Source organism: Candidatus Protofrankia datiscae, assembly GCF_000177615.2.
In the GTDB taxonomy this organism is placed as follows: Bacteria; Actinomycetota; Actinomycetes; order Frankiales; family Frankiaceae; genus Protofrankia; species Protofrankia coriariae.
In genome coordinates, this window is record NC_015656.1 from 989,418 (window position 1) to 1,005,063 (window position 15,646).

A 15,646-nucleotide genomic window follows, 5' to 3' on the forward strand; every position below is an offset into this window, starting at 1 on the left:
CCGTGTGCGGCTGCCTGACTTCCCCTGGGACGCGCTGACCCCGTTCGCGGAGAAGGCCCGTGCCCATCCGTACGGGCTGGTCGACCTCTCCGTCGGCACACCAGTGGACGCGACACCGCTGGTCGTTCAGCATGCCCTGGCCGCGGCGGCCAACGCGCCGGGCTATCCGACGACCGCGGGCACGCCCGAGCTGCGGGATGCCGCCGCCGGTTGGCTGGCGCGCCGGCTGGGCGTGATCGTCGACCCGTCCGCCGTGCTGCCGGTGATCGGGACGAAGGAACTGGTCGCGCAGCTGCCCGGCCAGCTCGGGCTCGGCCCGGGAGACCGGGTCTGGATCCCGACCCCGGCCTATCCGACGTACGAGGTCGGCGCCCTGCTGGCCCGCTGCGAACCTGTCCTGGGTCCGGCGGACGGCGTGGGGCTGGTGTGGCTGAACACCCCGGCCAACCCGTCCGGGCGGGTACTGACCGTGGACGAGATGCGCGCCGTCGTCGGCTGGGCGCGGGAGCACGGCATCGTCGTTGCCAGCGACGAGTGCTACATCGAGCTGGGCTGGGAGGCCCGTCCCGTCTCGGTGCTGCATCCGGACGTCTGCGGCGGCTCGCACGAGGGGCTGCTTGCCGTCCACTCGCTGTCGAAACGGTCGAACCTCGCCGGCTACCGGGCCGGATTCGTCACCGGGGATCCCCGGCTGGTGGCGGGCCTGCTGGAGGTCCGCCGGCACGCGGGCGCGATGCTGCCCACACCGGTCCAGGCCGCGATGACGGCCGCCCTGGCCGACGACATGCACGTTGCCGAGCAGCGGGCGCGATACGCCAACCGCCGGGCCGTGCTCGCGGCGGCACTGGCGGTCGCCGGCTTCACGATCGAGCACAGCGAGGCCGGGCTCTACCTGTGGGCGACCCGCGGCGAGGACGCGTGGGCCACCGTGGACGCGCTGGCTACGGTGGGTGTACTCGTCGCCCCCGGGGTGTTCTACGGTGAGGTCGGCCGCCGGCACGTGCGGATCGCCCTGACCGGGCCGGACGCGCAGATCGCCACCGTTCCGGAACGGATGGCAGTGCTGCCGCCGCCGCAGGCTCCCGCGCCGTCCGTGGGGGGATATCGCCCCGACGCCCGTACGACCGGGGCACACCCGGTGACGGCGCCTTCCTCGGCGCCTTCGTCGGCGGCCCATCAGCCGTCCGCACCTCGTCCGCCCGCGGGCCAGCCGGTACGGGGCCCGCAGCCCAGCTCCACTGGCACGGGAGCGCTTCCCGTCGCGACCTGGCCCACCTACGACGCCCCCGGCTACAGCACCTCCGGCCATGACAATCCTGCCTACGACAAGGCTGCCTACGACAAGGCTGCCTACGACGGTGCCGGTTACGACGGCAACGGCGGGCACGGCGTCCAGGTCACAACAGAACCACCAGACATCCGGTAACCCCCAAATTGTGCCTTTGGCACAATTTGGGGACCCCTACCTCTTTGGTTGGTCGTGGTGGGTGGCTCGCGGATCGCCTGTTGACGATCCGCGAGGGGGCGTAGCGGACTGTGTTATGTCTTCGGTATGCAGCGGGGGCGGGGGTTGCTAATCCGGTCCGGGCCGGCCGGTAGCTGAGTATGGATGTGAATCCGGTGTTGTGATGACAGCGACGGATTCACATCCTTTTGTGTCTTTTGGGATGGTTTGCGGGGCCAGAACGCGTCGTTGGGCCTTCTGAGCTGGTTGTGGTGGGTGGTTCACGGGGTTGTGAAGGCGCGGCGGGGGCCGATGGTCCTGGCCAGCCGGAGGTCCGGGGTGGTGAGCCTGGTGTCCAGTGACTCGGCGAGTGCCACGCACCATCCGTCGTACGCGGTGATGTTCTCCCGTAGTTCCCACACCCGGGTGGCGAACGGCTCGTACAGCTGGGACCGCAGATACTCCTGCAGGGAACGGTCGCTGAGCGCGGCCCGGGCGGCGAGTTCGTCACGAGTCTCGTCGGGGACGTCCCGAATTGTGATCGCGGTGACCATAGCAGCAGATGGCAAGCGGGTGGCCGGTGGGCGCCGACGTCGTGTCAGCGGCCTGCTGGCGGTCTTCTGGTCATCTTCCGAGGAACTTCTGGTGTGTCTCCGGGCCGCGATGTGGGGATCTCCGTCGGATGGGCCGACCATGCTCCCAGGCCGGCCTGGGAGGGGCCGGAGGAGCCAGCCGGGGAGTCAACCGGTTGGGCAGCCGCTGGCCGCCTCGTTAAGGTCGTGACCGTGAGCACCTCGGTTACGGTTTCTGACACCGCCATCGATCCCGTCATCGACACGTTGTGGGAGAACCCCGACGCGTCCGAGGCACCGGACGGCCGTCCCGTGTACGACGTTGTGGTCGAAGCGGTCAATCTGTTGGACACGGGGAAGGCGAGGGTCGCCCACGTCGCCGACACCGGTGAGGTCGTCGTGGACGAGCGGGCCAAACGCGCCATCCTGATCGCCTTCCGGGTACTGCCGATGGCCGAGTCCGCCGCCGGCGACTTCCATTACCACGATCGTGTGCCGTTGAAGACGTCCTTCGACGGGGTACGGGTGGTGCCGGGTGCGATCGTCCGCTGGGGCGCATATGTCGAACCGGGCGCGGTGCTCATGCCGAGCTACACCAACATCGGCGGATACGTCGGAGCCGGCACCCTGGTCGACACCTGGGCGACGGTCGGCTCCTGCGCGCAGATCGGCCGTCGGGTGCACCTGTCCGGCGGCGTCGGCATCGGCGGGGTGCTGGAGCCGCCGAACGCGAAGCCGGTGGTGATCGAAGACGACGCGTTCATCGGCAGCCGGTGCATGGTCGTGGAGGGCGCGCGGGTACGTCGCGGCGCGAAGCTCGGCGCGGGCGCGATCCTGACCGCGTCCACCCATGTCTTCGACGCGAACACCGGCGAGGAGTACCCCCGGGGCGAGATCCCCGAGCGGGCGGTCGCGGTCGGGTCCAGCCGGGTGAAGTCGTTCCCCGGCGGGGACTACGCGCTGCCGTGCGTCCTCGTGCTGCGGACACTCGCCGAAGGGGAGATCCACGACAAGCTCGCGCTCAACGACGTCCTGCGGGAGCACGGTGTCGCCCCCTGAGCCGGGGAGACGAGGCAACGGGGAGAGATGCCGACGGGGAGACGAAGCGACGGGGGCCCGGGCATGCGCCTTGATCTGAGCCTGTCGGCGACGGAGCTGACCCGCGCTGTCGTCGACATCCCCTCGCCGAGCGGGGCCGAGAGTACGCTCGCGGACGCGGTCGAGGAGGCCCTGACCGGCCTCGGCGGGCTGCGGGTGGACCGTGACGGCGACGCGGTCGTGGCCCGGACCGAGCTGGGCCGGCAGACCCGGGTGCTGCTCGCCGGGCATCTGGACACCGTTCCGATCGCGGACAACCTGCCCAGCCGGCTGGCGGACGGGCACCTGTACGGATGCGGCACCTCGGACATGAAAGCCGGGGTGGCCGTGATGCTGCGGCTGGCGGCCGTCCTCGCGGGCTCCGTGGGGTCTGTCGGTACCGCCGCGTCCACGCCGTCCGTGGGTTTCGTTCCCGCGCACGACGTGACCTGGGTCTTCTACGACAACGAAGAGGTCGACGCCGTCCGCAACGGCCTGCGCCGCCTGGCCGCGAACCATCGGGACTGGCTGGACGCCGACCTTGCGCTGCTCCTGGAGCCGACGTCGGGCGAGATCGAGGCCGGCTGCCAGGGCACCCTGCGGGTGGCCGTCACGGTGCCGGGACGCCGGGCGCACTCGGCCCGGTCATGGCTCGGGGAGAACGCGATCCACCGGGCCGCGCCGCTGCTGGAACGGCTCGCCAGCTATCAGCCGCGGACGGTGACGATCGACGGCTGTGTCTACCGGGAGGGTCTCAACGCCGTGCGGATCACCGGCGGCGTGGCCGGCAACATCGTTCCGGACGTGTGCGAGGTTCTGGTCAACTACAGGTTCGCTCCGGACCGTGACGTTGCCCAGGCGCTCGACCACGTCCGGGAGACCCTGGACGGGTTCCCGGTGGAGCTGACCGACAGCGCGGCCGGTGCGCTGCCCGGGCTGACCGCGCCGGCCGCGGCCGCGTTCGTCCGGGCGGTGGGGCGCACGCCCGTCGCCAAGTACGGCTGGACGGACGTGGCCCGGTTCGCGGCCCTCGGCGTCCCGGCGCTCAACTATGGCCCGGGCGATCCCAATCTGGCTCACACCCGGGACGAACACGTCGAACTGGAGCTGATCGACACCGCTGAGGACGTGCTACGCCGCTACCTGACCGGGCCGGCCGCCGGTCCCGGCCGGCCGTGAGCGCGCCGGCGCGTCTCGAAGCCCGGTCCGGACATCCGATGGCCGATTCGCGTCAGCGTCATGACGCGAATCGGTTGTACGAAGGATCGGCCGTACGAATCAGCCGGTCATGCCCGTAATACCCGGGGCGAGGCCGACGCGCAGCGCGTCGATGATCGGTGTGGGTATGCCGGTCGAAGTCGCCCAGGTCAGGGCACCGCCGTTTCGTGACCGCAGCAGGTCGAGGAATATGTCCATGGTCTGGGCCTGTAGCAGCGCCGGGCCGAGCCCGGTCGTGCTCGACGCGCCGTACAGTGGATTCTGTTCCAGCCGGGCGACGATGTGGTGCGCATGGTGGTTGCTGCGCAGGAAGTCCCGTGCGATCTCGTCGTTCCTGACCCCGACCAGGCTCAGGAGAATGGCTGCTATGAGACCGGTCCGGTCCCGGCCGGCGGCACAGTGAAAAAGGACGGGGATGTTCCTGTCCAGGGAGTCGGCGATGATGCCGAAAACCTTCCCGATGGTGGGTGCGCCTTCAACGAGGTTCTTGTAGTAGCCTTCGGCGAGTGCCACGGGATCGCGACCGTCGGGAAACGGCTCGCGGCCGATCCGACCCTCCGGCATCACGGAGAGATGGTATGTCTCGAGTTCCGGGAAGATGCGCTGGTCCTGGAGCCCGTCGCCGTCGGCCTCCTCGGCTGTTCGCAGGTCGATGATTACACCGATTCCCACTCCGTCCAGGAGGTAGCCGCGATCGCTCGTCGACAGGCCGTGCAGTGCGTCCGACCTGAACACGAGCCCGTGCCGGGTAGCCTGATCGTCGTCCAGAGCCAGTCCACCAAGATCCCGGAAGTTGAACAGGCTGTCGAACTCGAAGGACACTGGTCAGCCCCCTCGACATGTATGAAAAGATCTTGGCGTCCGGTGGCAGAAGTGAATCCTACCCCAGGGCCGGGGTCCGCGAGGTGTCCGTTGAAATGACATCCGACAACAAGTGGTGGACGTGGGCGGGTGGTCTGGAATATGTCATGACCCGACGGCGCCGGAGAACGACCGTCCGCCACTCGTTGCCTTCGTGCCGGATGCTGGAACTCCGCACCGTACCTGGCGCCGGCCCGAAGTCGAGCCCGACTCCAGGTTGCGCGTGGCCGCGGGCTGGCGGCATCCCGGCACCCGGCAATCAGAGCGGATCCGGCTCGTGGTGACATACGGGATTCACATCCACAACCATTCCGTAATAATCAGGCCAAGAATAGGTGGCGAAGCGGCGGCATCGTAACGTCCGAGGAGGTGTGTCGGGAATCGGACAGCCCGGTCCTCGTGACGGGCTCCGGGATGGCCCCGGAACGGGCCTGCCGTAACGCGAGGACACGGACGGACGGCGGACCGCGTCACGTTCGGCCCGGCGCTACGCGAGAGCCCGGCGCGAGACGGCGAGATCGCGGGTGCCACGGATCGCCGCCACCGTCTCCAGGATCTTCCGGGTCGGTGCCACCTGGTGGGCCCGGAAGATCCTGGCGCCGAGCCACGCGCTCACCGCGGTCGCGGCCAGGGTGCCTTCCAGCCGGTCCATCACAGGGCTGTCGAGGACCTCGCCGATGAAGTCCTTGTTCGACAGCGCGACGAGCACCGGCCATCCGGTGGCGACTAGTTCGGGCAGCCGGCGGGTCGCCTCCAGAGAGTGACGACTGTTCTTGCCGAAGTCGTGCCCGGGGTCGACGATGATGGCCTCGGGTCGCACACCGAGCGCTCTGGCGCGTTCGGCGAGCCCGGTCGTCGTGGCGACGATGTCGGCGACCACGTCGTCGTAGGTGACCCGGTGCGGGCGGGTACGCGGCGGCTGGTGCCCGGAGTGGGTGCAGACCAGGCCCAACCCATGTTCGGCGGCGACCTCTGCGAGCCGGGGGTCGACGCCGCCCCACGCGTCGTTGAGCAGGTCGGCGCCCTCGGCCGCCACGATCCGGCCGACCTCGGCGCGCCAGGTGTCAACGCTGATCACGATGTCGGGGTGCCTGGCGCGGACCAGCGCGACGAACCCGCCGACCCGGCGCAGTTCCTCGGCCGCGTCGACATGCTCACCAGGGCCGGCCTTGACCCCGCCTATGTCGACGATCCGGGCGCCTTCCGCGATCGCGCGGTCGACGGCGGCCAGCGCCTTGCGCTCGCCGTAGGTGGCGCCCCGGTCGAAGAAGGAGTCCGGTGTCCGGTTGACGATCGCCATGATCACCAGGTCGGCCGGGTGGAACGTCGACGAACCGAGCCGCAGGTCACCGCCACAGCCCGCGGGGAGCACCGGGAGGGGGTCGGCCGGTGCTCCGGAAGTGTTTGGTGCTCCGGGAGCAGCGGCGGTTTCGACGTCGGTGGACATCCAGGCCAGCTTAACCGGTCACCCGCCCACGGACCGCCACGCGACCGTGGGCGGGAGCCCGCGCCCCGGTCGTTGGGCCAACGCCACGGCCTGGCCGCCGCACGGGCGTGAGCAGGGGCCGGCGCGCATCGCGGACCTCTCCGAGCGGCCCGGCAACCGTGTACGCATGTGGACGGGGTGGCACATGCGGCGGAACTCTGCCGACCGTGTAACGATCGTTGGGTGTTGCTCGCTGTCGAGATCGTGGTTGTCGCCGCCATCGTCTTCGCCGTCGCGGCCCTGGCGGTGGGCAGGTTCGACCGGTTGTCGCCCGCTCCGCGCGACGCGGCTGACCAGCGCCTGCCGTCACCGACGGTGTCCGCGGACGATGTGGCCGGTATCCGGTTCGAGATGGCGCTGCGGGGATACCGAATGGCTGACGTGGACGCCGTGCTCGCGCGCCTTGCCAGCGAGCTTGCCTGGCGCGACGCCGAACTCGCGCGACGGGACGAGGAGATGGTCCGGCTGGCCTCCTTCGCCCGACTCGATCGCTACCCCTGGTCCGCCCGGGGCGCGGACCAGGGCGGTTGGGGAGGCCAGGCTGAGGGCCCGGACACCGCGGACACCCACCAGCCGACCGACACCGCCGGCACACGGCGTCCGTCGAACACCCCGGACAGCCCGCACAGTTCCCTGCCCGCGCCGCCATCGGGCTGACGCCCACCAGCGGCCGTACGCTGGAGGGTTACTGGCTACCTGCCCGCGCCGGGCCGCCTGCCTGCCAGGCCCTGGATGCGGCGTGGGGCTTGGGGCTGCTTGTGGGGCTGCTGTCGTGTCGCACCGCCGTGGGTGGCGTGCGGGCGACACTGTGGTGGCTTTCCCGTCGTCCGCGGTGTCCTTATCGTGGGTGTTGATTTGAATCGTGTTCTTGTTGGTGGTCCGGGGGTGTCTTTGGTGGTTTGCGGACCTGTCGGCCTGTGTCTGTTGTGGCGCTGCGGGGTGACGTGTTTCGGTTCCCGGCCTGTTCTCCGGGATAATCGCTGGTGGTAGCAGGTCCGACGGCAGGAAGAGGTGCACCGATGGCGGCCATGAAGCCGCGGACGGGTGACGGTCCGCTCGAGGTCACCAAAGAGGGGCGCAGCATAATCATGCGCGTCCCGCTCGAAGGGGGTGGCCGTCTCGTGGTGGAGCTGTTGCCTGACGAAGCGAAAGATCTTGGGGACGCGTTGAAGTCGGCGGCCGGCTAAGCGTGCGCAGCCAGCGTGTCTGACGTTGTGGACAGCAGTTGGGCTGCTGCCCGCCCACCGATTGTGAGGCCGTGGGCCGGTGCCCCGCTGGACGCCGGTGCGCCGGTCCTGGCTTTGCTGACCCTCCCGCGGGAGGATGCGGGTGCGTTCGCGGTGGTCACCCCGGCCGGACGCGCGGTCGGCGAGTCGCTCGGCATAGATCTTGATCTTCTGCTTGCCGGGGAACGCGCCAGCGGCGACCAGGCCGAGGTGATCGCTATCCCGTTGGGGCGTGCTGCCAGCCCACGTAAGTTGCTGCTGGTGGGAGCCGGCAGGCGGGACGCGGCGGCGTGGCGGGCCGCCGGTGCCGCGCTGGCTCGCCGGGCCGGGCCGGCCAACCGGGCCGCCGTGCTCGCGGACGCCCACGCCGGTGTCGACGCCGCCGCCGCGCGGGCCTTTGCCGAGGGTCTGGCGTTGGCCTCCTACCGACCACTTGCCGCTTCCGGGCGCCCGACCGCCGCGGTGGGTGAGGCGAACGCCCCGCGTGGCACAGCGGGGCACGCCGATGGCCTCGGCGCCGGCAGCGCCACCGTCGAGCCAGCCGCTGCCAGGCCTGCCACTGTCGAGCCTGCCACCGTCGAGCCGGTCGCTGCCGGCACCGAGGCTGCCGCTGGTGCCGGGTCCGACGTCGCCGACGAGCCGTCGAAGATCCTGCGGGAGGTGACTCTCATCGTCGCGGATCCGCAGGACGCCGATCTGCGAGCGTCGCTCGCCGCCGCCGACGCGACCGCTCGTGCCGTCCACCTCGCCCGTGATCTGATCAATACGCCGAGCCTGCTGAAGTCACCGGCCTGGTTCGCCGACCGCGCGGTCGAGCTCGCCCGGGCCGCCGGCCTCGACGTCGAGGTACTTGGCCCCGACGAACTGGCCGACGAGGGCTTCGGTGGGCTGGTCGCGGTGGGTGCGGGCTCGACGCGCCCACCGCGGCTGGTGCGGCTGACGTACAACGGCCCCGCGACGGCCGGGCAGCGGACGCCGGTGGACGCCCGGCACGTGGTGCTGGTGGGCAAGGGGATCACCTTCGACTCCGGTGGCCTGTCGCTGAAGCCCGCGACGTCCATGACCGCCATGAAGACCGACATGTCCGGCGCGGCGGCCATCCTCGCGACCGTGGTGACGCTGCCTGCCCTGCGGGCTCCCGGACGCGTCACCGCGCTGCTCTGCCTCGCCGAGAACATGATCGACGGGGGTGCGCTGCGGCCCGGGGACGTCATCTCCTGCTGGGGCGGTACCACCGTCGAGGTGCTCAACACCGATGCCGAGGGGCGTCTGGTGCTCGCCGACGGGCTCGCCTACGCGGCCACCCTGGCACCGGACGCGATCGTCGACCTGGCGACCCTCACCGGCGCGATCGCGATCGCCCTGGGCCGCCGGACGGCCGGCCTGTTCGCCTCGGACGAGGTCCTGGCCGATCAGCTCTCGTCCGCGGCGGCGGACGCGGGCGAACGGGTGTGGCGTCTCCCGCTGGTCGAGGACTACCGGCCGGCGCTGGAGTCCACCGTGGCCGACCTGGCGAACACCGGTACCGCGCTGAACGTCTCCGGCGGGTCGATCACGGCCGCGCTCTTCCTGCGGGAGTTCACCGGTGGCCTGCCCTGGGCGCACCTGGACATCGCCGGCACCGCCCGGTCCGACTCCGACGACGGTGAGATCAGCAAGGGCGGAACGGGCTGGGGCGTACGTACTCTCCTGGCCTGGCTGGCCTCCTGAGCCCTGCCATGATGTTGCCGGCAGCCCGGTGACCTATGCCGATACGGCATAGGTCAGGTCCGGCGCGGGTCGTGTCCGACGGATGTCCCATCACACGGGAAGCCATCTGGATCATCGGCCGGGTAAACCGGCATCCGTCCGGAACGGCCCGGTCGCGCGAAGGTGCGGAAAACACGAAGGACGAAAAAACCGGCCTGAAGCCGGCCTGGCCGCGCGAGCGGCAGAAACAGCCTGGCCGAACGACCGTCCCGGTCTAACCGACCGGTGAGGACTTGGCGACCACGGCGACCAGGAGGCCGCCGTTGCCCGTGGTCAGGAGCATGGGGGTCAACCGGCTGTCGTCGCGGACGGCGGTGACCAGCTCCCGGGCCGCGGTGGTCTCGGCGTCGCGGGCGTCGGGGTCGGCAACCCGTCCGCCGGCGAGCGCGCCGGTGAAGACCACGATGCCGCCCGCCCGTAGCAGCCGGAGGGCCTGGTTGAAGTAGTCGGTGGCCTCACGCTGGTCCCCGTCGCAGAAGACCAGGTCGTAGGCGCTGTCGGTGAGCCTGGGCAGGACGTCGAGCGCGCGTCCGGTGATCAGCCGGCTGCGGTTGGGCGCCATGCCGGCGTCCGCGTACGTACGGCGGGCCAGCCGCAGGTGCTCCGCTTCGACGTCGATGGTGGTCAGGGTCCCGTCCGGACGCATCCCGCGCAGCAGCCAGGTACCGGACACGCCGGTACCTGTCCCAATTTCGACAACTGTGCGGGCTGCCACAGAGGCGGCAAGGAAGCGCAGGATGGAACCGGTGCCCGGGGCGACCGGGACGATACCGACCTCCTCGGCGCGGGCTCGGGCAGCCCGCAGGGGAGGGTCTTCCAGAAGGAAGCCCTCCGTGTATGCGGCGGTCGGATCGACGGCCCCGGTGACTGTGTCGGGCATGACATAGGCAGCCTACGGGAACGCCGGGTGCTGATGGCGCGTTCGTCTTGGCAACGCGCCTCGTGTCGGGGATGGATCGAGGGGAGAACAGCCGGTGTCCGCTGCGGGTTTTGCCGCGCCATGGCCGGCGCGTCGGGTACGTTCGTCTCGAACCGATCGAGAGGCGGCTGTGAACGGACAGGACGCGCGCCTGGCCACGTTCACGTCTGGCCGGCCGGCTCCACCGCGTCCGGCCTCGGACGAGGAGGTCACCGGGTCTGTCGCGGCCGATGTCGCTGGCGCGGTCGGTAGCGATCCGGCCGCGTGGGTGCCGCCCACGTGGGAAGAGGTCGTACGGGACCACGGTAACAGGGTGTACCGTCTTGCCTACCGTCTTACGGGTAACGCCCACGACGCCGAAGACCTCACCCAGGACGTCTTCGTGCGTGTGTTCCGGTCGTTGGCGGACTACACACCCGGCACCTTCGAGGGCTGGCTCCACCGAATCACCACGAACCTCTTCCTGGACCGGATGCGGCGCCAGCAGAAGATTCGTTTCGACGCGCTGCCGGACGACCCCGAGCGGCTGGCCGGCCGCGAGGCGAGCCCTGAGGCCGTCTACGCGGAGTCGCACTTCGACGCCGACATCGAAGGCGCGCTTGCCGCGCTCCCGCCGGACTTCCGGGCCGCGGTCGTTCTCTGCGACATCGAACAGCTCTCCTACGAGGAGATCGCGCAGACCCTGGGAGTGAAGCTCGGCACGGTCCGCAGCCGGATCTCCCGGGGACGCGCGATGCTGCGGCAGGCGCTCGCCGACCGGGCACCGCGCTCCTCGGTCTCCTCGGCCACGGCCGGGGAAGCGGCGCTGCTGGCCGCGGTCGATGAGCCGGTCGGGGACGCGGCCGTTTCCCCGATGGTACTGACCGGGCCGCAGGCCCCGCTCGCCGCCGATGCCCACGCCCTGGCTGATGACGGGGCGCGCCGGTCACACCGATCGCACCGGATCGCTCGCCGGACGGCGGCGCCGAACGTACAGCCGACCACGGCGAATGTGGGCGGTGCAACGTCCACGCCGGAGCGGCAGGCGTGAGCGGACACCACCTTGGTGAGCGGATCGCTCAGCTGGTCGACGAGCAACTCGACCACGACGACCGGGACCGTGCCCTGGCGCACCTCGCCCGCTGTCCCGCCTGCCAGTGGGAGGTAGCCGAACTGCGTCGTCTCAAGGCGCGGTTGGCAGCGCTCGGCGGCCCTGTGCTGCCGGGTTGTGTGGCGGACCGGCTGCTGCGGATGGCCGTGGCCGCCATCCCCACCCGGTTCGCCGCGGGCACTCCCTCCGTGGCAAGCACCCCCTTCGTCACGGACACGGGTGTCCCTTTCGTCGCGGACAACGGCCGGGCGCATCCGGCTGGCCCGGCGCTGCCAGCCGGTCCGGGGTTTCCGGCTGATCCGGCGGTTCCCGTCGGCTGCCCGGTCGCACAACTGCCCGCCGACCCCCTTGGAACGTTCCATTCTGATCACTCCCACCGCTGGGGAGACACCCGCACCGCTGGCTCGACGTGGTCGACGTGGTCGACGCCACAGACACATGTGCCCACCGGGAGGCGGACGTTCACGATCGGGCAGGCCGTCGCGGTCTCGCCCGCGTCCCTGTCGGGGACGTCGACGAAGGACGGCCGGAGGACGGCCGGATGGCCGGCCCGCCCACGGATGACGCCGCGCGTGACCATGCCGGTCACCGGTGGCCGGCGTCCGCCGTCCGGGCCGGTGGACCCGCGTGTACGCGCGGCGCACCGCCGTAGCCGCGCCAGGCGCACCCTGGTGGGCTCGGCGGCCGTGCTGCTCTTCGCCGTCGCGGGAGCCGCGTTCGGGGAGGTGCGTGCCCCCGGCGGGCTGCCCGCGTCGTCGACCCGTCCGGTTGTGGTGCCGGTGGTACAGCCGAGCCTTGCCACCGGCGTCACCGAGATCAGGGTCAGCCGCCTGCTGCCGGCGGCCGCCGTGGTGTCCGTGCCAGTCAGCGTGCGACGCCCTCTCGCCAGCAAGCCGTAGGCGGAAACCGGCACCCACGCGGCGAAAGCCACTTAGGGCGCGTCTGACGGATGTTCGATCGCGCGAGCGGCGCCCAGGCGACCAACATCCATCAGACACGCCCTGACAGCCGAAGGCACCGTGGCTGGGAAGAACCTCTGTCCGTATGACGGACGTCACCTACGCTGCCCCGGCAGTCCGGGAGCCGCGCCGCAGGCCGTACGGTGGTAGGCGCGTGAGCGGTGCGCTATGGTCATCCGCCTGCGGGTGTCACGGCGGTTGACGGCGACTCAGCTCGTCTCCGAACACGTTCCGGAGCCGGTCTGCTGAATATCGGTGGCTATGCCGGGCTTTCCAACGCGTCGCGAGGAGCGACTCGCGGCGGGTACCGGAGCCAGGCGACGATCCGGAGGGCAGGCCCCAGTGGCGGTCGGGAGGCGAAGCGGTCATGAGTAGCGGCAGCGAGAACGTCGCCATCCCCTCGCACTCCGGACCCGTCACGGGGTATCCGCCGCAGGCGGGATCCACCGCGAGCGTGTCCGCTGGCCTGGGGTCGGGCGGGGCGAAGCAGGAGTTGCCGGAGCCAGGTCATATCACCGGAATGACGTATTCAGGTACACAACGCGATACGAGCCGACTCGGTGGCGCTGTTGGTGGGCCGTCCGACCCGCCGACCAATCCGTGGTGGGCCCGCCCGGCGTCGGCGCCGATGTCGGTTGCCGGTGCCGGGAGGCCCGGCGCTGCCGCGCCGCAGACCGGATTCCGGCGGCCGGCCGGTGCCCAGTGGTGGGGCGCTACCGCGCGCACGGGCGTCAGCGCCGGCCCGGTGGCCGCCGACGTCACGACTGCCGAGGGCGCCGCGGGCGGCGATGCAGCAGCCGCTGTCGGTCCTGCCGGCGGCAGCGCATGGGCGGGTGATCACGCCGCTGCCGCCGCTGTGCTGGCCGACGTCGGGTATCCGGGCCGGACGGGTAGGAGGCGGGGGGCTGCGCCAGTAAGATTCCGCCGCCTTTCGTCGCTCCCGGTGACGGCGATGCTGCTCGCGGGGCTGCTCGGTGGGGTGGTCGGCGGCGTGATCGGCGCCTACGGCGCGTCCGGTAGCGACCACGGCCAGACGGCATCGTCCGCGTCCGCCTCGCCGGACGCGGCAGGCGGCACGTCAGCCCCGGGTGAACGCAGCGTCCCCGTCTCCGTCATTGCCGCGCGGGTGCTGCCGTCCGTGGTCACGATCAGCGTGGTCACCCAGGCCGCGACCGCGACCGGTTCCGGTGTGATCATCAGGCCGGACGGCTACATCCTGACCAACAACCACGTGTTGGCCAATGTCACCGCGCGAGCGCGCGTCTCGGTGACCCGCTACCAGAACCTGCAGCCGATTCCGGTGGAGATCGTCGGTCGTGATCCCCGGACCGACCTCGCCGTCATCCGGATCCGGACGGCCGACCCGCTGCCCGCGGCGACGCTGGGACGTTCCGGATCGCTCGTGGTCGGCGCGCCCCTGATCGCCATCGGCGCGCCCCTGGGGCTGGCCGGGACCGTGACCACGGGCATCGTCAGCGCACTGGACCGTGACCCGACCGTACCGGTGGAATCCGGCGGGGAGTCGCTGCTCATCGGCGCGATCCAGACCGACGCGGCCATCAACCCCGGCAACTCGGGCGGCCCGTTGCTGGACGGGAACGGCCAGGTCATCGGGATCAACACCGCGATCGCGACCGTGCCCGGTGGTTACGGTGAGCGCGGCACGTCCGGGAACATCGGTGTCGGTTTCGCCATCCCGATCGACTACGCGAAGTCGGTGGCCGATGAGATCATCCGGACCGGGCGGGCCACCCATCCGCACATCGGGGTGTCCGCGGTCACGGTTACGGCGAACGCCGCCGCGGCCGGGGCGTCTTCCGGCGCCCTGGTCCGTGGCGTCGAGGCCGGGGGGCCGGCGGCGCTGGCCGGGCTGCGTCCCGGCGATCTCATCACCAGGATCGGAGACATCGCCGTCGGCAACATCAACGATCTGATCACGGCGAGCCGGGCGCACCGGGTCGGCGAACGGATCACTGTGACGTTCGAGCGGGACGGCCGGGCGCAGGCCGCCCAGGTGACCCTGCAGGAGCAGTCCGGCTGACCGTGCGGCCCTGACCGGTCATGGCCAGATACCCGTGTCCGGTAGTTGATGGTGGGTGAAGCATGGGCGATGCTCGGAGCTTCGGGAACGGCCCCGGAACTTCCACCTCAGAACTTCCACCTGGAACTTCTACCTGGAACTTCAGCCCTGGAGCTGTTGTGACGATGGCTGTAACGATGACGGCATTGTGGCAATGGCGGCATTGTGACGACGGCGACATGGCGGGTGGTCGTCCAGGTGTTGCCCGTCTGGCTGAAGCTCGATCGGGCACGTTCTGGGCAGTGGTTGGCCGGTGGGTGTTGGGAAGCGTGTTTCGTTGATCGTGATGGCAGGGTAGTGTGAGGCTGTGTTCAACGGCGTCGGATGGGGCGAGATCGCTGTCCTGATGGTGATCGGCCTCTTCGTGTTCGGCCCGGAGCGGTTGCCCAAGGTCGCCCGTGACGCGGGCCGGCTGCTGCGCCAGATCCGCCAGGCCGCCACCGGGATGCGCGATGAGCTGCGCTCCGAGCTCGGCCCGGAGTTCGCCGACCTCGATCTGCGGACTCTGCACCCCAAGACCTTCGTCCGCAAGCATCTGCTCGAGGACGACGATCCGTTGCTTCCGCCGTACCTGTCCAAGCGGACGTCCTTCGACAAGATGCTCTTCGACGACGACTCCGATGCTCTCCCCGGGGCGGCGGAGCCGCCTCGTCCACGGCTTTCCTACGACTCAGGCTCCTATGAGGACGCCGCCATCCAGGTGAAGCCCACCCTGTCGCTGACCAAGGCGTCGTCGAACGAAACGTCCCTGGCGAAGCCGTCGTTGACCAAGCCGTCGTTGACCACATCGTCGTCCGGCTCCGTGTCCTCCACCTCCCTGACGAAGACCATCTCCGGCAGCCCGGGCCGATCGGGCCTGGAGGTGTCCTCCGGGGCGGGCGGTGACGCCCCCGCGACCGGTGGCGGCACCGCGGCCGGCCAGCCGCCGGCCGCGCCGTTCGATACCGACGCGACCTGAGCTCCCG

At 70.7% G+C, this 15,646-nt stretch carries 14 protein-coding genes; 10 read left to right on the top strand and 4 right to left on the bottom strand.

Going from position 1 to position 15,646, the window contains the following annotated elements:
* Positions 1-4 precede the first annotated feature (4 nt).
* Complete coding sequence (dapC, locus tag FSYMDG_RS04130; protein ID WP_083828427.1) at positions 5-1,426, top strand: succinyldiaminopimelate transaminase; 1,422 nt, start codon at positions 5-7, stop codon at positions 1,424-1,426.
* Positions 1,427-1,725: 299 nt separating this feature from the next.
* Here the strand turns inward: dapC and FSYMDG_RS04135 are convergent, their stop codons facing one another.
* On the bottom strand, positions 1,726-2,013 hold the full coding sequence (locus FSYMDG_RS04135) for a FitA-like ribbon-helix-helix domain-containing protein (protein ID WP_157490971.1): 288 nt from the start codon (positions 2,011-2,013) through the stop codon (positions 1,726-1,728).
* 216 nt (positions 2,014-2,229) lie between these two features.
* On the opposite strand from FSYMDG_RS04135, the gene FSYMDG_RS04140 reads away from it, so the two are divergent.
* Positions 2,230-3,075, top strand: coding sequence for a 2,3,4,5-tetrahydropyridine-2,6-dicarboxylate N-succinyltransferase (locus FSYMDG_RS04140; RefSeq protein ID WP_043604797.1), 846 nt, complete (start codon positions 2,230-2,232; stop codon positions 3,073-3,075).
* A 63-nt stretch (positions 3,076-3,138) separates the two neighbouring features.
* Positions 3,139-4,272, top strand: coding sequence for a succinyl-diaminopimelate desuccinylase (gene dapE, locus FSYMDG_RS04145; RefSeq protein ID WP_013872336.1), 1,134 nt, complete (start codon positions 3,139-3,141; stop codon positions 4,270-4,272).
* Positions 4,273-4,371: 99 nt separating this feature from the next.
* Here dapE and FSYMDG_RS04150 read toward each other — a convergent pair whose 3' ends face one another.
* Together FSYMDG_RS04150 and folP are read right to left on the bottom strand one after the other, a co-directional pair.
* On the bottom strand, positions 4,372-5,133 hold the full coding sequence (locus FSYMDG_RS04150; protein ID WP_013872337.1) for a tyrosine-protein phosphatase: 762 nt from the start codon (positions 5,131-5,133) through the stop codon (positions 4,372-4,374).
* 526 nt (positions 5,134-5,659) lie between these two features.
* A complete protein-coding gene (gene folP, locus FSYMDG_RS04155) occupies positions 5,660-6,619 on the bottom strand; it encodes a dihydropteroate synthase (protein WP_083828140.1) in 960 nt (319 codons plus the stop codon).
* Between the two features lie 222 nt (positions 6,620-6,841).
* Between folP and FSYMDG_RS04160 the strand changes: the two genes are divergently transcribed.
* The 3 genes from FSYMDG_RS04160 to FSYMDG_RS04165 all read left to right on the top strand — a co-directional run bounded on the left by FSYMDG_RS04160 (position 6,842) and on the right by FSYMDG_RS04165 (position 9,594).
* Positions 6,842-7,315: a DivIVA domain-containing protein gene (locus FSYMDG_RS04160; RefSeq protein ID WP_013872339.1), complete on the top strand. Its 474-nt coding sequence runs from the start codon at positions 6,842-6,844 to the stop codon at positions 7,313-7,315.
* Positions 7,316-7,677: 362 nt separating this feature from the next.
* Positions 7,678-7,845 (top strand): DUF3117 domain-containing protein, encoded by a 168-nt coding sequence (locus FSYMDG_RS23965; RefSeq protein WP_013872340.1) that lies wholly within the window; start codon positions 7,678-7,680, stop codon positions 7,843-7,845.
* A 114-nt stretch (positions 7,846-7,959) separates the two neighbouring features.
* Positions 7,960-9,594: a leucyl aminopeptidase gene (locus tag FSYMDG_RS04165; protein WP_237702982.1), complete on the top strand. Its 1,635-nt coding sequence runs from the start codon at positions 7,960-7,962 to the stop codon at positions 9,592-9,594.
* A 253-nt stretch (positions 9,595-9,847) separates the two neighbouring features.
* Here the strand turns inward: FSYMDG_RS04165 and FSYMDG_RS04175 are convergent, their stop codons facing one another.
* On the bottom strand, positions 9,848-10,513 hold the full coding sequence (locus FSYMDG_RS04175) for an O-methyltransferase (protein ID WP_013872342.1): 666 nt from the start codon (positions 10,511-10,513) through the stop codon (positions 9,848-9,850).
* 169 nt (positions 10,514-10,682) lie between these two features.
* Between FSYMDG_RS04175 and sigE the strand changes: the two genes are divergently transcribed.
* The 4 genes from sigE (at position 10,683) to FSYMDG_RS23970 (ending at position 15,639) form a co-directional block, all read left to right on the top strand.
* Complete coding sequence (sigE, locus tag FSYMDG_RS04180; RefSeq protein WP_013872343.1) at positions 10,683-11,582, top strand: RNA polymerase sigma factor SigE; 900 nt, start codon at positions 10,683-10,685, stop codon at positions 11,580-11,582.
* A complete protein-coding gene (locus FSYMDG_RS22675; protein WP_013872344.1) occupies positions 11,579-12,541 on the top strand; it encodes an anti-sigma factor family protein in 963 nt (320 codons plus the stop codon). Before sigE ends, FSYMDG_RS22675 begins: the two co-directional genes overlap by 4 nt.
* Before the next feature lie 1,012 nt (positions 12,542-13,553).
* Positions 13,554-14,642, top strand: coding sequence for a S1C family serine protease (locus FSYMDG_RS04190; protein WP_237702984.1), 1,089 nt, complete (start codon positions 13,554-13,556; stop codon positions 14,640-14,642).
* A 385-nt stretch (positions 14,643-15,027) separates the two neighbouring features.
* Positions 15,028-15,639 carry a sec-independent translocase gene (locus tag FSYMDG_RS23970; RefSeq protein WP_237702985.1) on the top strand — a complete coding sequence of 204 codons (612 nt, stop codon included), beginning with the start codon at positions 15,028-15,030 and terminating at the stop codon, positions 15,637-15,639.
* Positions 15,640-15,646 lie beyond the last annotated feature (7 nt).